General features: G+C 36.0%; 21 protein-coding genes. 17 read left to right on the forward strand and 4 right to left on the reverse strand.

What is annotated here, in order from left to right; all coding sequences use genetic code 11:
• Positions 1-49: 49 nt before the first annotated feature.
• From MQE36_RS11490 to MQE36_RS11525, 8 genes are all read left to right on the forward strand, one after another.
• A complete protein-coding gene (locus tag MQE36_RS11490) occupies positions 50-1,900 on the forward strand; it encodes a tetratricopeptide repeat-containing sensor histidine kinase (RefSeq protein WP_242936117.1) in 1,851 nt (616 codons plus the stop codon).
• Positions 1,897-2,634 carry a LytR/AlgR family response regulator transcription factor gene (locus MQE36_RS11495; protein ID WP_242936118.1) on the forward strand — a complete coding sequence of 246 codons (738 nt, stop codon included), beginning with the start codon at positions 1,897-1,899 and terminating at the stop codon, positions 2,632-2,634. The genes MQE36_RS11490 and MQE36_RS11495 overlap by 4 nt, the downstream gene beginning before the upstream one ends.
• A gap of 106 nt (positions 2,635-2,740) precedes the next feature.
• On the forward strand, positions 2,741-3,151 hold the full coding sequence (locus MQE36_RS11500; protein ID WP_242936119.1) for a hypothetical protein: 411 nt from the start codon (positions 2,741-2,743) through the stop codon (positions 3,149-3,151).
• Positions 3,152-3,203: 52 nt separating this feature from the next.
• Entirely contained in the window at positions 3,204-4,163 is a 960-nt protein-coding gene (locus tag MQE36_RS11505) for a hypothetical protein (protein WP_242936120.1), read from the forward strand.
• Between the two features lie 24 nt (positions 4,164-4,187).
• Positions 4,188-4,835: a hypothetical protein gene (locus tag MQE36_RS11510; protein ID WP_242936121.1), complete on the forward strand. Its 648-nt coding sequence runs from the start codon at positions 4,188-4,190 to the stop codon at positions 4,833-4,835.
• Positions 4,836-4,847: 12 nt separating this feature from the next.
• Entirely contained in the window at positions 4,848-5,984 is a 1,137-nt protein-coding gene (locus MQE36_RS11515; RefSeq protein ID WP_242936122.1) for a DUF6882 domain-containing protein, read from the forward strand.
• A gap of 16 nt (positions 5,985-6,000) precedes the next feature.
• Positions 6,001-7,503: a M48 family metallopeptidase gene (locus MQE36_RS11520; protein ID WP_242936123.1), complete on the forward strand. Its 1,503-nt coding sequence runs from the start codon at positions 6,001-6,003 to the stop codon at positions 7,501-7,503.
• A 256-nt stretch (positions 7,504-7,759) separates the two neighbouring features.
• The gene (locus MQE36_RS11525) at positions 7,760-7,966 is read left to right on the forward strand and encodes a hypothetical protein (RefSeq protein WP_242936124.1); all 207 of its coding nucleotides are present in this window, start codon (positions 7,760-7,762) and stop codon (positions 7,964-7,966) included.
• A gap of 13 nt (positions 7,967-7,979) precedes the next feature.
• Here MQE36_RS11525 and rluF read toward each other — a convergent pair whose 3' ends face one another.
• The gene (gene rluF, locus MQE36_RS11530) at positions 7,980-8,771 is read right to left on the reverse strand and encodes a 23S rRNA pseudouridine(2604) synthase RluF (protein ID WP_242936125.1); all 792 of its coding nucleotides are present in this window, start codon (positions 8,769-8,771) and stop codon (positions 7,980-7,982) included.
• A 156-nt stretch (positions 8,772-8,927) separates the two neighbouring features.
• On the opposite strand from rluF, the gene MQE36_RS11535 reads away from it, so the two are divergent.
• Genes MQE36_RS11535 through MQE36_RS11550 form a run of 4 tightly spaced genes read left to right on the forward strand, consistent with a single transcriptional unit; the run spans position 8,928 to position 11,805 of the window.
• Positions 8,928-9,470 carry a hypothetical protein gene (locus MQE36_RS11535; RefSeq protein WP_242936126.1) on the forward strand — a complete coding sequence of 181 codons (543 nt, stop codon included), beginning with the start codon at positions 8,928-8,930 and terminating at the stop codon, positions 9,468-9,470.
• The gene (locus MQE36_RS11540) at positions 9,467-10,321 is read left to right on the forward strand and encodes an ABC transporter ATP-binding protein (protein ID WP_242936127.1); all 855 of its coding nucleotides are present in this window, start codon (positions 9,467-9,469) and stop codon (positions 10,319-10,321) included. Before MQE36_RS11535 ends, MQE36_RS11540 begins: the two co-directional genes overlap by 4 nt.
• Complete coding sequence (locus MQE36_RS11545; protein ID WP_242936128.1) at positions 10,322-11,152, forward strand: ABC transporter permease; 831 nt, start codon at positions 10,322-10,324, stop codon at positions 11,150-11,152.
• Positions 11,149-11,805 (forward strand): hypothetical protein, encoded by a 657-nt coding sequence (locus tag MQE36_RS11550; RefSeq protein ID WP_242936129.1) that lies wholly within the window; start codon positions 11,149-11,151, stop codon positions 11,803-11,805. Before MQE36_RS11545 ends, MQE36_RS11550 begins: the two co-directional genes overlap by 4 nt.
• A gap of 97 nt (positions 11,806-11,902) precedes the next feature.
• Here the strand turns inward: MQE36_RS11550 and MQE36_RS11555 are convergent, their stop codons facing one another.
• Positions 11,903-12,979, reverse strand: a complete 1,077-nt coding sequence (locus tag MQE36_RS11555) for a vWA domain-containing protein (protein ID WP_242936130.1) — start codon at positions 12,977-12,979, stop codon at positions 11,903-11,905.
• 90 nt (positions 12,980-13,069) lie between these two features.
• Positions 13,070-13,408, reverse strand: coding sequence for a rhodanese-like domain-containing protein (locus MQE36_RS11560; RefSeq protein WP_242936131.1), 339 nt, complete (start codon positions 13,406-13,408; stop codon positions 13,070-13,072).
• A gap of 209 nt (positions 13,409-13,617) precedes the next feature.
• On the opposite strand from MQE36_RS11560, the gene MQE36_RS11565 reads away from it, so the two are divergent.
• The 4 genes from MQE36_RS11565 to MQE36_RS11580 all read left to right on the forward strand — a co-directional run bounded on the left by MQE36_RS11565 (position 13,618) and on the right by MQE36_RS11580 (position 17,833).
• The gene (locus tag MQE36_RS11565; protein ID WP_242936132.1) at positions 13,618-14,037 is read left to right on the forward strand and encodes a response regulator transcription factor; all 420 of its coding nucleotides are present in this window, start codon (positions 13,618-13,620) and stop codon (positions 14,035-14,037) included.
• An 84-nt stretch (positions 14,038-14,121) separates the two neighbouring features.
• A complete protein-coding gene (locus MQE36_RS11570) occupies positions 14,122-15,135 on the forward strand; it encodes a HEAT repeat domain-containing protein (protein WP_242936133.1) in 1,014 nt (337 codons plus the stop codon).
• Complete coding sequence (locus tag MQE36_RS11575; protein WP_242936134.1) at positions 15,132-16,565, forward strand: glycosyltransferase family 2 protein; 1,434 nt, start codon at positions 15,132-15,134, stop codon at positions 16,563-16,565. Before MQE36_RS11570 ends, MQE36_RS11575 begins: the two co-directional genes overlap by 4 nt.
• Positions 16,565-17,833 carry a YaiO family outer membrane beta-barrel protein gene (locus MQE36_RS11580; RefSeq protein ID WP_242936135.1) on the forward strand — a complete coding sequence of 423 codons (1,269 nt, stop codon included), beginning with the start codon at positions 16,565-16,567 and terminating at the stop codon, positions 17,831-17,833. Before MQE36_RS11575 ends, MQE36_RS11580 begins: the two co-directional genes overlap by 1 nt.
• 241 nt (positions 17,834-18,074) lie before the next feature.
• Here the strand turns inward: MQE36_RS11580 and MQE36_RS11585 are convergent, their stop codons facing one another.
• Positions 18,075-18,839, reverse strand: coding sequence for an exodeoxyribonuclease III (locus MQE36_RS11585; protein ID WP_242936136.1), 765 nt, complete (start codon positions 18,837-18,839; stop codon positions 18,075-18,077).
• 359 nt (positions 18,840-19,198) lie between these two features.
• Here MQE36_RS11585 and MQE36_RS11590 point away from each other — a divergent pair, with 359 nt between their 5' ends.
• Positions 19,199-19,360: a hypothetical protein gene (locus MQE36_RS11590; RefSeq protein ID WP_242936137.1), complete on the forward strand. Its 162-nt coding sequence runs from the start codon at positions 19,199-19,201 to the stop codon at positions 19,358-19,360.
• Positions 19,361-19,363 lie beyond the last annotated feature (3 nt).

Consider the following 19,363-nt stretch of genomic DNA (forward strand, 5'->3'; position numbering starts at 1 on the left):
GTAATCTATTTCTTATTTTTACCTTCAAAATTTATCATTTTACTTCATAATGTATCACTTATTAAACCTGCCTCGTTTTATAGTTGTTTTAGTCATTTTTGTTACTTTAAATTCGTGCCAAAAAAATACAGAAGTAAGACCTGTTTTTGAAAACCGGTTATTGAAAATTGACTCGATATCATATGCGGATCCTAAAAAAGCAATAAAAGGTATAGATAGTTTAATTGCTGGCACTGAAGATATGAATATGGCAGAAAATGCCCTTGCTCTTTTTTATAAAGGAGAGGACTACTATAAAAACGACCAGTATTTTGATGCAATCCAGGTGCATAAAAGAACATACGAACTCTTTAACCAATTAGGCGATCAGTATAATAAAGGAAGGTGTTTGATTACATTAAGTGCTGCTCACATACATTTGAAAGATTATGAGATAGCACAGGAGTATGTTTTAGAAGCGCTGCATATAGCTCAACTGATTCAGAATACAAGGCTGGAGGCAAAAGCAAATAATCAATTGTTTCGCCTTCATTACATTCTTAAAGATTATAAAAAGGCTTTAGGGTACATTCAGAAATCTGACTCGTTATTTATAGGTTCTGTCGATACGACATCTGTTATTGCTGTTAAAGGAAATATAGCAACGATATATGTTCAGCTCAAAGATTATAATCGAGCATTAAAATATTTCTCTGAAGCTCTTGCTTTAAGTCAGAACTCTAAAGATGCCAGAACGGTGGTAAGCCTTCTGAATAATATCGGATATACATATATTGAAGCAGGTGATTATGAGAGTGCAGAAAAGTTTTTACGCGGGTCTGTAAAGCTTAATAAAAGTATTAATACCATAAACGCATCACCGTATAAGGGTTTGGGCAATTTATACCTGCTGTTGAAGGAGACAGATGCTGCAAAAAGAAACTATCAGGAGGCGTTAAAGATTTATGAATTAAAAGAGAACCATAAGGAAGTAATAGAGATAAGAGATAAATTAATCTCCATATACATCATTTTAGGAGACTATCACAAAGCTCTTGCAGAGCAGGTCGCACGTGACAGTATTCAGAAAATGGTGAATATTAAAGAGAAGGAACAATTATTGTCTTTTGCAAATGTGAAATATGAAGTTAAAGAACAAGCGTCTGAGTTGATACATCAAAAGCAAATAAATAGAACAAACCGGTTATTGTTTGTAAGCGCAATTGTTTCACTGGTATTGTTACTCATTGCATTAGGCTTCTTTTTTTATAATATGCGGTTACGATCGGCTCATAAGGCTTCTGAATTGGAACAAAGATTGCTGAGGGCTCAAATGAATCCGCATTTCATCTTTAATACCCTGGCTGCTATTCAAAATATTACTCTTGAAGGCAATCCGATAAAATCTTCAAATTATATCGCCAAATTTTCTAAACTTATCCGGCAGAACTTCGATTATGTGAGAAAGGAAAAAATAGGGCTGAACAAGGAGATGGAGATGATAATCAATTATATAGAAACACAGAAACTTCGTTTCAATGATAAATTCAGTTATACCATAGATATAGCTCCTGAGATCGATTCACATAAAATAATGGTGCCTCCTATGTTGCTCCAGCCTTTTGTCGAAAATTCAATTGAATATGGTTTAAAACACAAGGAAGGGAAAGGAAACTTGAATGTACAGGTGTCTAAAGAAAGCCGATCGCTAAAATTTGTTATTGAAGATGATGGAGTAGGGAGGTCTGTGATGGCCAGGCAGATAAAGATAAGTGAAGATTTGCATGCCACAGATATATTTAAAGAACGTTTAAAGAGAAGAGGAAAAGGAGAAGAAAAGTCATTCGAGATAGAAGACCTTTTTGATTCATCAGGAGTCCCGGCCGGGACCAGAGTTATATTTAAATTACAAGTACTATGATCAAAGCAATAATTATTGAAGATGAATTCAATGCAATGAATTCATTGGAAAAGTTGATAAAATATACGCAGAAGGACATCGATATTATAGCTAAAATAGATAATGTTAGTGAAGCGATAAAACAATTACCTGAGCTGGCGCCTTCACTGGTCTTTTTAGATATTGAGTTACAGGGAGGCAATGCTTTTGAGATTCTGGATACATTGGAAACAATAGATTTCAAGATAATCTTTACGACCGCTTATGATGAATTTGCCATTAAAGCCATCAAATTCGATACGGTCGATTATTTGCTTAAACCGATTGATGTAGATGAGCTTTCAGAATGTGTGGACCGTTTCAGGAAAGTATATAAAAAGGAACAGAAGTACAGGGAAGCTGTTCATAAAATAAGTGAGTTTGATAAAAAGCAACAACGGAAAACACTTTTGCTTAAAACAACAGATCAGCAATATTTACTAAATATAGATGAGATAATCCGTTGTCAGTCTGATGGCAGCTATACCACTTTTTATACGCAGGATAATAAAATCATGAGCTCCAGGAATTTAAAATATTATGAAGGTATTTTGAGTTCGCATTCTTTCGTTAGGGTTCATCAGTCGCATTTGGTAAACATGAATCATATAGAATCGGTCGGTAATAACAGTCGCGTTCGCTTGAAAGACGGAAATGAGATACCAGTTTCCATCCGAAAAAGGCCTTTGTTGAAGCAGTTTTTGGAGCAGCAATAATGCAGATATAAAATCAGGGCGTACACATTTAAAACCATTTTTGTCTCATAGTATGGGTGTGGTAGTTTTGGGTTGAAAATAAATAACAACTCAAAAAAATACTATTATGGGATTGAAAGAAAGAAGATTTACAAAAACGTTTCAGGAAGAAACCTTTCCGGGATTAAAACAACAAATTGATACAGCAGCCGGATTTGAGGTGGAGATGCTTATTGAATGGGAGACCTTATTCGAAGAAAGCTTTGTGCATCTGTATCAAGATTCATATCCGAAAATTTATTTTATACCTCTTATTGAAGCTTTTAAAGCAATCGCATCAGATAGTTTAGGTAAAGAGGCTTTGAGAACTTCGCTGCAAAAAGTGGTTATCAATAATCAAGACAATCATCACAACCCTTCTTCGGCATACTCTTTTAAAGAAGGGGTTCTGGAGATCAATCACAGTCCGATACTGAATGCCGATAAAGTAGAAGACAGGATAGAAGTGCTCACGGAATTGTTAGAGAACAACCTTTAATAAAAGGCTCGATTATTCTTTCACGTTGTTTTTAATTTAAAGTTTAGATATTATGATTAATGGCAAATTACAATTTGCGATCATAGCTATATGCTTGGTACTGTTTTCTTGCGGAATCTCTCAAGAACAGGCCAAAGAAGGATTAGCAAATTTTCTGCAACAAAAGCATCAGGGCAAATACCATATAAAAACGTTTAAAAAAGAATCGGAACAGTTGCGTATGAGGGCTGATATGTTTTGGGTTGAACTTGAATTGGTAGAAAACCCTAAGGTTATTATTAGTTTTCAATGGGATGCAAAAAAGGAAGAATTGTATACTCCCAACGGTAAGAAGCAGGTAAGTTCTGTAGCGAGAATTGCGGAAAGAAAACTATCCGAAGAAAAGATCATTGCTGATCTGAAAACTGTCCTGGGAAATGATGTAGCAGGCGTCGGTATAGACAGAACCTTTATCAACCTTCAATTTGGTCAGGAGCCAGGCAGGGATATGATCGATAGCTTGTCCGGCAAGATCCGGAAGGTGTTGGAAAAGTATCCCGGATCGTGGATCACGGAAGCAAGGGTTAATATCTGTACTCCGAAGGATAAATCCGGTTTTTTACAATTGATTGTAAAGCCGAAAAGTTTTGACGAGACACAACTTAAGGAACGATTTAAGCCGAATGCCATCCTGGTGAATGCTTTTGGTTCTGAAAGGGCTTCTGATGTCACCAAACAAATATATAAAGCACTGGAGGAAAGGACCCGTTCACGCCAGGTTTTAAAAATGTGGGTGAATCAGCAAAACTTTGATGATTTGTATGTAGCGGTAGAAGTTGAAAAACAGCATCCAAGAGCTTCTAAGAACCTTCCTGCGGCTTATGGTGTGTATTTGGCTAAATGGAATTTCAGGGATTTTAAGGTAGACAAGCTCCGTTTTTTTAATTATGCATCTGTTTCTAAGCAGGATATAGTTCAATTTCTGGAAGGGAAGTTGCCTGAGTCCTACCAGGTGAGGACTTACGTCAACTAGAAAATAAAAGTAAAGAACTTTCTTATGCAAGAAACATTGGTAAAAGAAATTACAGCCAGATCTCCTGTTGATCTCCTGATAAAAGTATATGAAACCGGAAAGAATAGCGCATTGAAGATTTTATTAAAATCCGGGGTGTTTATAGAAGGATTCATCATTCATCTTTCAGAGAAAGACGGAATCTACCAGGATGTTTGCTTTTTACTGGAAGATAAGACCATAGGTTTTTTTAACCTTTCGGAGATCTCTCTTGTTTGTGTGAAACAACCGAAACTATTGGCAGTGGAATTGTCGGATGGAGCCATCAGCAGACCCTTGAATGAAGGAGAGAGGTGCACTTCGCTTCAATTGAAAAGGTGGCTGTTGAAACAAGAATCGAAATACGATAATCGATTAAAGTTAATGGTACCGGATAATCTGTCTGATGAAAATCAACGATTGAATATTAAGGATGCTATAGGGGCATTGACAGAAGCAATAAACCGGATTTGTAAAGACGATCTTGGTAAGTCTGCATGGACTGAAATTACGACTGTTCAAATAATTTATAGTGACGAAAAGATATTTCTGAAGAAGTATGACGGCAGGATCACAGTTCATATAAACTATAAAAAAGCTTTGCCGTCACAACTGGCAGAAATATTAGAAGAAAAACTACTAAATACTTTATAAAAACATTTGGTTATGGGATTAAAGGAAAAAAGGATTACAGAGGCGTTTAAGTCCGGGTATTATGAAACGCTGTTGGAAAAAATAAATATGGCTGCAGGTTTTAAAGTGGATATGCAGGTAGCCTGGGAAACTCTATTCGAAGACCGGTTCATGCATTTATATAATGAAACATATCCAAAGATATATTTTCAGCCATTGATAGAAGCTTTTGAAGCTGTATCTGCAGACGAATTAGGCAAAGAGTTGATGCGGAAAGGTCTTAAATCGGTAGTGGTTAAAAATACTGCGGATCATCATAACCCCGAGCACGCTATTTCGTTTGAAAAAGGTATTTTAACAATAGACCATAGTCCGGTGATAAATGCGGATAAAGTTCAGGACAGGGCGGAAGAGATCATTATGTTATTGGAGAATGGTCTTGAAGATATGGCTGAAGAGCAATCTGGTACAATCAGTACTGGTTCGTATGACCATACAGATAACCCTTCGCTCACTTTTGAAGAACTGTATAATCAGTTTGTGGCATTATCATATGAAAAGCAATTGGTCTTTAGCGAACTTGTAGGAGATAGAAGTTGGGATTTCAACATGATGCAAGGAACATTGACGTTTGGGGAATATGTATTCCCGATGCAAATCCTCGGTACTTATTCTGAAAAAGAAAGTTCGTGGATGTGGGCGTGGGCAAACAAGCAAAGCGGTATACCGGAAAATTTATTGCAGGCATCTGATATAATGCAAAAAAGAGGTGTGGCGCATGCGGTAGAAGAGCTAACAACTGCTTCATACAAAACCGATGAGAATATGGGGCATTACCTGGCCCAAATCGCAGTAGGGGTTACTGGAGCCAGTTGTTATTGTCCGGTAAACTTTAAAGGAATTCAGGTGTTTGTGCTGATTAACTCGGAGGAAGTTGATGCAGGAAGGATTACAGACACTGCACTTGTGACCTCTCATTTTACCAAGACCATTTCAGCCCTCGATTGTAATCATAAACAGGCCTTATATCATTATTTGAAACAAAAGGAATTTAAAGTAGAATTTACGGGCAATAATTTGATAGCTGACAGGGCTGATGACCAGGTAATCGGGATTTTTGACCTTAATGAAAGACTTCTTAAGGTTTCTGGCAATAAACTAACCGTGTAACTCTAATATATTGAAAATGAAATACCAGGAAGCGACTTTAGAAGATTTACAGACAGCGCATCAAGCAGCCTTGTCTAAAGCTCAGGAAGAAATGATAAAAACCGTCGAAGATGCACAGGCAGCCGGCGATATTTCTCAAATTCAGGGGGCGAGCGTTAAGTTTCAGGAAGTGACGACGCAATTGGCAGAAGCATACAATACCCGAATGGAAGAAATCCGGATGATGAATCAGGACGGGACTAATGATTCTGAAATTACCGAAGCTCCGGTTTATGGGAACAAACGAAGCGATATAGATCTTGATATGTTGGTTTACGACGGAGACAGGGATTATGTATTGGAGTTTGATGAAGATCAACAGGTTCAAAAAGTTCTGATTCAAATCAAGGAAAATAACCCGGTTTTTCAATCGCGCAGACATCTGTTAAAGTCGAGTCTGAGATTAACACCGACATTAGCACCTGTTTTACATGAAATAGGAGAACACTGCAAGGAGGTTTTAAAGCTCAAATCCAAGATTGAATTTTTTGTATATCAAAGCGATCAGTTTAATGCCTCTTGCTACCCCCCTGACGATGATAAACTATATATTATACTGAGTTCGGGTATTCTTGAACGCTTTGAAAAGAAAGAGCTGGCTTTTGTGATAGGCCATGAAATCGGACATGTATTATTCGAGCACTTCAAATACCCGGTAAAGTATATCCTCGATGAAGGGAGGAACGACCTGGCTCCGATTCATGCCATGAAACTTTATGCATGGAATAGAAATGCAGAGATCAGCGCTGATAGGGCGGGACTTTTATGTTGTCAGGATTTTGAAGCCGCAGGAAGAACCTTCTTTAAATTGTCCTCAGGGGTTACTACCGATTCGCTGGCGTTTCAGCTAAATGAATATATTCAGCAATTTGTCGATCTCGAACAAGTGTTGAACGATTCAGGGCATGATCCTTCAGATTGGTATACAACACATCCGTTCAGTCCGCTGCGAATTAAAGCGTTAGAACTTTTCAATAAAAGTGAAACCTATAAATTATTTAAACCGGATGTGACAGGAGAAATAACAGAAGAAGAGATGGAGGCCGAGATCAAACGTATTATGTCACTGATGGAACCGGAAGACCTTGAAAGTGGTTCCGAACATTCAGCAAAGATTCAACGGTTTATGTTTTTAGCCGGGTATATGATATCGAGGGCAGATGGCACAGTCGACGATTCTGAAATACATGCATTGAGCAGCATTGTTGCACCTGAAGTGTTTGCGGAGTGTATGCTTACTGTAAAAGGGCTTTCTGAGAATGAAATAATAGCAGAATTGCAGGAACTGGCTAAAGATTTGGATCTGGTATTATCAGTAATGCAAAAACTGAATATACTAAGAGATTTATCTATTATCAGTTATGCAGACGGAGAAATAGATAACGCAGAAGTAGGAACCTTATATAACCTTGCCAGGATATTATATGTTAATACCGAATTTATAGACCGGATTTTAAGTGACGCTCAAAAGGTAGATTAATGATTTTTTTTGGTTAGGGGCTGGTCCGTTCCTCCGGTGATTATCGGGGGACGGGCTTTTCTCTTTTTTGAGTATAAACCAATTAATTTACCAAAAGTCCATCAGGATGGCAACAACTGTTCAAGAGTTAACCTTATGATAAAAACGATTTAACATCCAGGTTGGAGTTATTTGCTTCATTGCAATAGTAATTTATAGCGAATGTAAGATCTTTCGATAAAGAGATCTATAAAGTGAATAACGGATGAAAACCAATATGAAAAAGATACTATTTGGCTGTGTTTGGCTATTATTTTTGTCTTGTTCTGACGATGAAGGGGATTGCGGTTGTAAGGACTATAAAACCGGTGTAGGGACTTATAAGTTAAATGAGTGTGAAGTTGGGGGATATGATATTGGATGGCAAGATTTCGTAACAGAAAAGGAAATGCAACTCAAACAAAAGGAACAAGGATGTGAATAGTTCTGTATAGAAACTAATATTTCTTTCTTCCGAAGTTGTTTTTGTTTTTTCCGGATCCCATATTTAAAGAAGCTTCTTCTGTTTTGGTCGAACTTTTTAAAAGCTTGTTGATTTCCAGCATCTCAGTATCAGTTAGCGGTCTCCATGAACCGGGTTTTAATTTCCCTAGCCTAACGTTCATAATACGGACACGCTTAAGCTTTTTAACCCTATAGCCCAGGTATTCACACATACGCCTTATCTGCCGGTTTAAGCCTTGCACCAGTATGATCTTAAAAGTGTGCTCATTAATTTTTGTCACCTCGCATTTTTTGGTAACAGTACCTAAGACGGGAATACCATTGCTCATTTTCTTGATGAACTCGTCTGTAACGGGAGTGTCAACACTAACGATGTATTCTTTTTCATGGTTATTTCCGGCTCTTAATATTTTATTTACGATATCGCCATCATTAGTAAGAAATATAAGTCCTTCAGAAGGTTTGTCAAGCCGACCGATAGGAAATAACCTTTCCTTATGATTAATGAAATCAATAATATTCTTCTTTTCTTTTTTATCGGTGGTGCATACAATGCCTACCGGCTTGTTAAAAGCGATGTATAAGGCTTTAGGTTTTTGTTTAACAGGATTTCCGTCTATTTTTACAATATCCCCTTCGAATACCCTGTTACCCAATTGAGCCGATTTGTCGTTAATGGTAACCCTTCCTTCGGTTATAAGTTTGTCGGCTTCCCTTCTAGAACAAATCCCCGTGCTGCTTATAAACTTATTTAGATTGGTCGATTCCTTATTCGTTGAATTCAAAGTAATATGAGAATTTTTAACGATGTAAAATTATTGATTTCAAATGTCAATCACTAATTTTTTACTTTTTTGTATTACTTTATACTATTTCTTTGTATTTTCATTTTTGTATAAGTTCTTTGCACAAGAATTCGCTTTTATCCACCAGCAAGTAATATGAGTTTTACAACAATACCAAAACAGCCAAGTACCATTGTTTCCTATTTCAGAGTCGGTAGATTGCTACATTATTCGCTGGTATTGTTTGTAATGGAAGCCTGGATATATGGTGTTCAGTTGATGAAGGCTATACAAAGCGGGAAGGTCGTCTGGATTATTTTCTGGATAGGTTTTTTCCTGTTTTCTTTTCTTCATATTTTTTTAGTGATTATGGACGGGTGGTCGCGTTTTCAGAATTATAAAAGAGCTAAAGATCAATTCTATGTTCATGGTTTCAACAGACGTATAGCAAATACCTATATAGGTTCTAAATGTCAGCGAAATGCGGCTATTGTTGCCGCGCAGGAATTGGGCATAGGACAGGAGATCAGGGATTATTATGAGAAAATGAATGTGAAATGGTACCATTTTGTACCATACTTTATGATTAAAGACCCGTTGTTTATAATAAGAAAGAACTTTTGGTCAAGAACATTCTTAGAAAAGAATTACCAGTCTAAATTCGATTACAAACAACTTCAATTGGAATTGTCGGCATGATAATTAAGGCGGAAAACTTAAGTAAGATTTATCATGGAATAACCGTTTTAGATCAGGTTTCCATTTCTTGTACAGAAGGGAATATTTGTGGGGTATTAGGAGCAAACGGGGCAGGGAAAACGACGTTGTTCCGTATCTTAATGGGGTTGGTGTCGCCTAACAGCGGAACTGTAAAGATATATTCCGATACGGTAAAACCGATGGGAGGGATTATCGAAAAACCGGCATTGTATGAGTATTTGAATGCTTATGAAAACTTAAACTTGTTTGCACGGATACAGAATCTCAAATTGAAGAAGGCGGAAATAGGAGAGTGCCTCCACGCAGTGGGACTTCCTGTAGGCAGAAAAGATGCTGTGAAAAATTACTCCATGGGAATGAAGCAGCGTTTGAGTATAGCAATTGCATTGTTGAACAATCCTTCGTGTCTGGTTCTGGATGAACCATTTTCTGGTTTAGACCCTATGGGAATTGAAGAATTAAGGAGACTGATCTTAAAATTAGCAAAAGAACGTAATATAGGGGTTCTGATCTCATCTCATATTATAGACCAGTTACAAAAAGTATGCGATTATCTGTATGTTATGAAAGAGGGCCGTATAATAAATAAAGGGAGCACTTCCGAGATAATAGCTACCAATGTAAAACACTATACGATCTATGCAAAAAATATTCAGGAGTCTGTGGCAGTACGGCAATATGCCCCGATTTTGGCTAAAGACTCAGCAAAGATATCAATAGAATCAAAAGAAGTAACAGCCTTGATTAAGGAAATGTTTAAAGAAGGCATAGAGGTAACTTCTTTTATTCCCGAGCTTGATATGGATCGTTTGTTCTCAAAAAATTATTAAATGAAATCCCTTATATCCGCTGAATTTTACAAGTTATTTAAGCAGACAAAAACGTACTATGCCATTGTAGCCCTTTTTGTTATTGAAGCAATAGTATTAATAAGTGCCTATTATCAGGGAAGTACGATTATTGATGTACTTTTGGACAACCTTAAGGAAACGTTTTATTTTGAAGGTGATTTACTAAACGGAAATCTTTTAATATATCTCATATTGAATACACTGTGGTTTCACCTCCCCTTGATTTTGATGATTGTCGTTTCAGGGACACTAACTTCCGAATATAAAGACAGAACATTGCAGGCAATGATGATGCAACCGGTAAATAAGGTGAAATTTATACTTAGCAAGTATATCGTTGCAACTATTTTCACGGCGATAATAGTACTTGTATTAGCCTTAACTTCGTTTGGCCTATCGTATGTTTTTTTTGGAAAAGGTGATTTGATTGTTTATTTAGACACACTGAATTTCTTTGAAACAGAAGAAGCTTTTTCAAGGTTGATATGGGCCTTTGTGGTAGGGGTGTTTTCAATGATTTTCTTTTCCTTGGCTAGTTTAACACTGGCAGTATTTTTTAAGGAAGCTACCAAAACATGGATTGTTTCTGTATTTTTCCTGATCTTCTGTAATCTACTGCTTAAGGTAGATTTTGGAGCCGGCTGGTGGAATGATTTATTTTTTGTGAAGTTAAACGATACCTGGCAATACTTGTTTTATTTCGAAATAGACTGGAATAAAATAATGTTGAATATTCTGCTGTTAATTTTATACAGCGGACTGTTTGCAGGTGTTGGGACTTATTATTTTAAAAAGACTGATATAGAATGAAAAAGTTTGGGTTCTACTTGTTCCTTTTTAGCCTTCAGGGCATTTTTGCGCAAGAAATTGATAAAGATTTGTTGCGCGTTAAACAACGGCTGGATTCGGTAGAGTCGTTTACCGCATCAATAGAATTAGATGTGGATATTAGTTTTATTAATATGCCAAAAAAATACGCAGAAATATCATATCAAAAAGGAGAGCGCATTCAGTTTGAATCGGAAGATTTTGTAATGGTACCTAAAAGGGGGCTCGACTTTTCATTCAGCAATTTATTTAAATATACCTTTATTACAGTAGACAGGGGAGTGGAGATGCGAAATGGAGAAACATATAAGGCATTGAATATTATCCCGACGGACAAAAGGGCTGATTTCTCTATAGCAATGTTGCTGTTGGATACTGTAAATAATAGAATAGCAGCCTCAGAAATCAATACTAAAAAGGAGGGAACTTACCAGTTGTCATTGTTTTATGAAAATAAACGAACCCCCCTGCCGGAACAGGTTGAGGTGGCTTTTGAAGTAGAACGGCTTAAGATCCCACTTAGTTATATGGGAAAAGATGTAGAAGTAGATAAAAAATCAATGAAAAAAGAAGATATAAAAAAAGGGAAGATATACCTTAATATCGATGATTATCAAATTGACTATATAAACTAAAGAGATTGTCTAAAAGGCATTATGTTACCAAACCATTCGTAGAATTTGAAACGAGTTCAGGTTGGCAAAAACAGGCAATTAGACAATCTCTCTGGTTTTATTTACAGCCGCCGGTAAATCCGGTAGCATCAAATTTAGTTTGTACGGCACCCTGCATCGTTCCGCTTCTGGCCTGTATCACAAGATTGTTAACCCCACTGCCGTCTCTTTTAGGACTACAATATTCAAATAAATAATAACTGTTGGCTTGTCCGGAAACTTTGACCGATATTTCATTGAATGTCGTAACCAGCTCTTCTTTATTTCCCGCAAAAGCACTACTGGTTTTACCAATATTCTCAAGTACTTCTTCGTCGATTTCTCCTCCGAGTCCTATGGTAAAATAGGAAATGTTTTCATCAGCATTGTTCACCTTTTTCAACGCATCGTTTTCCGTATAGCGGGAGGCCTGATCTGTTCCGTCGGTAAAAATAACAACAGAAGCAGCCGAAATGATGGATTGTTGTTCTTGCTCATCGATAAGATTTTCTGCGATGTCGGCAGATTTAATGACCGCACCGTATAAATCTGTAGAAGGGTCATTACTGATGTCGCTTGTAATTCCTTCGATAGCACTGATTAGTTGATTTGCATCTGAAGTCAATTCATTTAGTAAGTGTAACGTGTCTTCCCCGTCGAACCAATAGATAGCCATTTTAAAGGCATCGCCTGCCGGTTCAGGCATTACACTGTTAATAAAGCTGATGGAAGCTTCTTTTAATTCCTGAAGACTTGAACTTAATACACTATTGCTCAGATCAAGTATTAACAGGGTATTGCTGTTAAAAATCTGGGCATTGGGTGAAATCCTGGCTTGTGATTCAGACGAAGAAATAGTGTTAAAACAATCATCATTTCTTCCTTGTTCATATATGGTGAAATTACCGGCAGATAGCCCGGGAACAGGATTGCCTTGTAAATCATTTACTTTAAAAAAAACCGAAACCTTGCCCGGAAGGGTCGTATATTTATCCTGAATGGTAAGTTTTAATTGGGCATCACCAAAATTTAAACATTTATCTACATTATTGCTCCCATCTGGTATGGAATTAAAATTACCGTCGTCATCATACGTTCCACATGCCAACATTGCTACCATTATAAAAATCATGGTGAATAAATTACTTATTTTCATCGATACAATTTTTTGAGTGTCGTTATTTACAACGATGAAAATCCGGATTCATTATACAATAAGAAAAATGATTTTCTGTGAAGATCACAGCTAACCTCTCCAGTTCCCGTATCCGCCTTGCAGGTCATAGACTTCTTTAAATCCTTTGGAGCGCATTTTCCGTGCAGCTTTTTTACTTCTCATACCTGATTGGCAATAGAGGAATACAGGCTGGTCTTTATCAAGGGTGTTTATGTAGTTCTCGAAAAGGACAGAATTAAAAATATTTTTATTCACTGCATTTTCAATATGTCCTGAACTGAACTCATTTTCCGTACGCACATCAATCAGTTGTACATTCTTTATGTTAATTGCAGCTTTAAAATCTGCTGCTTTAAGAACCTTAAGGAATCCATTATCGGATCTCTGTCTGAAAAAATTGAAAAACATAATTTAATTTTTTAGGGCAAAATTAGATTTACAGGATTAATCAATCTGTAACAGTTGTTACATAACAATAGCAGCGCCATTTTAAATTAAAAAAGTTTTTAAGGTGTTTTGTCTATAAGAATCATAGATATAAATGTTAAAAAGAAGGTGTATGTAGTGTTCTACCGAATAAAAATTATATTTTTAATATTAGAATGAATCCCCAAACTATGAAAAGTGAACTTAAAAAGAGAGAGAGCAGGCCTAAAGTTCTTGTGGTAGAAGATAATACGCTTACCGTAAAAATACTAAATCATATCTTACCGGGAGAAGAGTTTAGTGTAATGATGTCTCATGATGGTAATGAAGCCATTAATATTATTCCGGAGTTTGAACCCGATATCATTATAACAGATATTATGCTACCCCTGAAAAGTGGGTTGGAGGTACTAGTTTTTGTTAAAAGCAATTATGCACATATTCCTGTGATTGTATTTTCTGCATTGGGGGAAGAAGAAAGAGCTGTTTCTAAAGCGTTTAATTTAGGTGCCGACGATTTTATAGCTAAACCTTTTAGTCCCGGAGAATTCATTTTGCGAATAAAACGATTGCTGGAGGCCAAGAAAACCAAAGTAGATAAGCTAATATAAATATAGCAGTACTTCTCAATGTATTATTCTCCTGAAATAATCCTAAAACAATTTGTTTTACCCTTATTGTTAATATTCCTGTTGTTGATTTTGTTTTTGATTATTGTTTCCCGCTTGGGATATAAGGTCAGACAAAGTAGGATTGATAATGTAAGAAATCTTATAGAGGATTATTTAACAACTGAAGTCTTCAATTTATCTGAAAACCATAATTTTAAAGAGAGTTTAGATGGCTTTTTAAAGACAATTCCATTTCATAAAAACTGGTGTAAAAATATTTTTATAAAGCAGCTGATAGACTTTAAATACAGTGTTAAAGGAAGTTTTTCAGATAGGTTACTGAATATTTATGTTATGGTAAATCTTCATAAATATAGCCTGAAGCTTATAAAGAGTAGGAAATGGTATAAAAAGAGTATAGGTTTTTATCATTTCCAGGCAATGGGATTTAATGATGGCCAAAGGTATATTAAGCCTTATTTAAATCATAAACATAAAAAATTACGATCAAATGCATATATAGCCTTTTTGTATTTAAGTACAGGACCATTAGATTTTTTGGTAGATTACAAACAACCCATATTAGAAGCAAGTGAACATAAAATAGTTCATATACTTTATGAGAGAAAACCAGCGATGCCAACGAACATTGATCAGTGGTTGGATTCTGAAAACCCTTCTATTGTCAAGCTCGGAATTAAGTTTATGGTTTTCTATAATTATCCCGCAGCATCAAGAAGAATTATCGACTTATTGAATTCACCGAATGAAACGGTAAGGTTTGAAGCGATACTGGCTGTAAAAGAACTGTACTTGTCTGAAGCTGAAGGTGAATTGGTTAAAAAGCTAAAGTCAGAAAATAGTAAAAAAAATGCTTTAGTAATATTAGAAGCGCTACGTGTTATCGGTTCGGAATACTCGTTGATTTTTCTCTATGATTTTATTACATCAGATAAAATAGATGGAGACCTAAAGTTGGCAGCTGTCGGATGCTTAAATCAGATAAATGCAGATTATCTTAATAACTCATTTAGGAATGATGAAGATGTCGAGTTAATCAGGCAACACATAAAAAGCCCCTATTTATTAAACTCATGAAAGAAATATTATACCAATTCTATACAGGTTTCGAATATTTTATAGCTTTTTTCTCTTCAGCATATTTGTTGTTTTATATGTTTTTGGCTTTCCTTTCGTATTATGCGGTCAAAAAGTATATAAACTCTAAGCATTATATACACGAAGAGCTTCTGTTAAAAGCAAAATATATAAAAGGAGTATCGGTGATTGCCCCTGCATATAACGAGGGACTTACCATTGTTGATAACGTAAAATCCCTGATGTCTCTTAATTATCCGAAAAGCGAAATTATTATTATAAACGATGGGAGTACGGACGATACCCTTCAAAAGCTGATCGATGAATTTAACCTGGTAAAAGTTGATTTCTATTATCGGGAACAAATAAAAACACAACCAGTTAAAGGACACTATAAATCTACAAATCCAATTTATTCAAAACTTTTGGTAGTCGATAAAAAGAACGGGAAAAGTAAAGCAGATGCATCGAATGCTGGCATCAACTCTTCAAGATATCCCTTGTTTATTTGTACGGATGTAGATTGCATCTTAAAAAAGGATACCATTATAAAATTAGTAAAACCATTTTTAATATATGAGAAAAGGGTGATTGCTACAGGGGCAGCGATCAGAATATCAAATTCTTGTGAGGTTAAAGACGGCTTTTTATTAAAAGTACACTTTCCAAAAGGTTGGTATCCCAGATTTCAGGAGCTGGAGTATATCCGTTCTTTTCTTTTTGGGAGAATGGCATGGAGCCAATTAAACGGACTTTTATTGGTCTCAGGAGGATTAGGGATGTTCGATAAAGAAATAGCCATTGCAGCAGGGGGATATTGGCATAAATCTTTAGGAGAAGATATGGAATTGATAACCCGTATGCGGAAATACATGTATGATACAAAGCAGAAGTTTTTAATTAAATACATCCCTGAGTCTTTATGCTGGACAGAGGTGCCTTCAACCAGAGAGGTTTTTATACGGCAGCGGACAAGGTGGGCAAGAGGACTCATACAAACCTTACAGTTACACAAAAAAATGTTTTTCAACCCTAAATATGGACGGACAGCATTCTTGACATTGCCATACTTTTTTAGTTTTGAATTCTTAGTGCCTATCATAGAGTTTTTAGGACTTATAGTTATTGTTATAGCTTATTTTTCAGGGGTGCTTAATGTAGCGTTTTTTATGTGGAGTATTCTGGCTGTATATATTTTTTATATTAATATTACGATGATATCTATCTTGCTTGATGAAATCCTATATAAGAGTTATGCAAGCTTAAGAGAGCTAATTATTTTAATAGGCATGGCCATTATTGAGCCCATAGTATACCATCCGGTTAGTATTTATTCTTCCCTGAAAGGATATTGGCATTTTTTTAGAAAAAAAGAGCAACAATGGGGAAATATGCAACGTAGAGGGTTTAGTATTCAAAAAAATAAATAATGGTAAAAGAAAAAATTTATAAATACTTTTCAGCTTTGGTTTTAATGGTCTGTTCATATACAATAACCTGCGCCCAACAGGTAGATGTAGATAGCTTACTGGTTAAAACAATAGAGGATATCCGCTCTGAAGATTATCAGAAAGCGATAAAAAAGTCCCAAAAAGGGATAGCTTTAGCTCCCGATTATTTGGACTTTCATTTGTTTTTGGGAAGAGCATATCAAATGACTATGCAAAAAGACAGTGCAAGATATTATCTGAATTATGTAATAGATAAAAACCCAAAATATGAAGCCTCTTTTGTATATCTGATAAATCTGGAGGTTGAAGAAAAGGATTATGGCACCGCAATGGAGGTTGTGGGCAAAGCTATCGAAGCACATCCTGAAAATGAATTTTTTTGGAGGAAAAAGTTAGAACTCTATCAACTACAAAATAATGATAAAGGAGAGAAAGAATACCTGCTCGAACTTATACAGTTATATCCAAATGACTCAGAATTACAGCAACGTAAAATTATATTAGAATCTAAAGACAAAGCAGATAGGATAGGTTTAAATTATTCATTTACCGTTATTGACAGAGAAAATACGGGGCCTTGGCATTTGGGAAGTGTTCAGTATATAAGAGAAAGAAATTGGGGGTCATTGATTGGGCGTATAAATTATGCTGATAGATTATCTGGAGGTGAAAGTGTGGTAAACGGGTTACAATACGAAGTTGAATCATATTTTTTTATGGGAAAAGAAAAATTAAGTTATTCTTATGCAGGAGTATCTTTTTCTGATGATGATGTTTTTCCGGAATTAAGGCTTAATTATTCATATTACCATAACTTTCGAAAAGGATGGGAGTCTGAGGTAGGAGTAAGGTTTACCGAAAGTAATGATATGTCTATGGTTTCAGTTGTAGCCGGGATAGGCAAGTATTTGGGATCGTATTGGATAAATCTTAGATCGTACTTTTTAGAACAAGATAAAAAATGGTACCCGGCGTTGACCTTTACTACCCGCTATTATATGAATACCCGGTTTGATTATGCAACTGTAATTGCCGGGTATGGAAGTTCACCAGATGAACGTTCTATTCAGGGACAAATAGATAGACGATTAAGTTTGGACTCCTTTAGATTCGGCGTCGGGTATTACAGGCAGCTAAATGCTCATTTTATGACCGGAATTCAGGGGATATACAATAATCAGGAATATATAGACGGGAAATCTCAAAATGAATTTGAGCTGTTCATGACTATCCAGTACAGATTTTAAAGTAAACGACCTCGAAGCAATCCCACGAGAGAGCCGGGCGTAAAAAAAAAGATACAACGTAGCTTTTTCGCGATGGAGCCGGCTCGTGCATGAGCAAAACATTTCGACGCCGGTTCCGTGAAATTCTTTCAAGAACTTTTCACAGGGACAAGCGTCGGAGCTCCTGATGGCTTACGGGATAACTCGATTATCGAGCAAAATGCCCTGAAGACTGCTATAACCCTTTGTATTAGGAGTCCTGTTAGATATTTAATTCCATACTTAGCGGGCAATGGTCAGAGCCCATGATGTCTGTATGGATTTTAATGTCTTTGATATGATTTGTAAAACGATTATGTACAAGGAAGTAGTCAATACGCCAACCTACGTTTTTGGCTCTCGAATTAAACCGGTAACTCCAATAGGTGTACATTACAGTATCCGGATATAATATCCTGTAGCTATCAATAAATCCGTTGTTTATAAAGTTATTCATGCCATCAATTTCGATTTGTGTATAACCGGCTGTTTTGTTATAATTGGTTTTATCGTTTTTAAGATCGATGGGGCTGTGTGCAACATTAAAGTCACCACAAGCAATAACAGGTTTCCTCCGATTTAAGTGTTGTAAAAAGTTTAAAAAATCGGCATCCCATCGTTGACGATAATCTAAGCGAATAAGTTCCCTGCCCGAGTTCGGGACATATACATTAACTAAATAGAAATTATCGTATTCGGCACAGATAACCCTGCCTTCTTTGTCGTGTTCTTCAACTCCCATACCATAGCGAACCTGTATAGGTTTTACTTTTGATAGTATTGCAGTTCCCGAATAACCTTTTTGTTCAGCAGAGTTTACATAAATATGATAAGAAGATTGTGATTCCAAAGCCTTGAGAACCTCCTGATCCTGTGCTTTGGTCTCTTGCAGACAGATAATATCTGCATTGAGTCCGTTTAACGATTTTGTAAAATCTTTTTTGAGGATAGCACGAATCCCATTAACATTCCAAGAAACAATTTTCATTTTGAAACATAAGTTGTTTGGTATACAATATATTGTTTTTTTATAAATGATGGTGTTTAATAATTTTACCGATACATATATTGGTAGGAAACAGAAATATTACGACAGGCATTTTGGTGTACAGGTAAGGACCTCCGGCGTATGCTGGAGCTTGTTTTAGGATTTTACGTAACATGCGTTTTGTCGAAAAAATTAACAAATCTTTTACAATAATAATTATATTAGCTTTCAGTATAAGAAGTTTTATGATTGTTAAAAAGTAGTTTAAAACTTCTTCAGATGTAATATGTAACTGATTGATTAACAAAGTAATTTTAAAGGGTAAAGCTTTTTAATATTAACTTTTAAATTAATCAATCATGAAAAAATTAATCTTAGTGTTATTAACAGTTGGAGGACTCGTAATTTCTTGTACCCCTGATAGCAATGTTCAAGAAACAGATGAAATATATGCAACCGATAAAGACAAGGTCGCTAGCCCGGGAGACAAAGACGGAGACGGTAAGCCGGACAAGCCTTAAGAA

It is taken from the genome of Zhouia spongiae (assembly GCF_022760175.1).
Lineage (GTDB): Bacteria > Bacteroidota > Bacteroidia > Flavobacteriales > Flavobacteriaceae > Zhouia > Zhouia spongiae.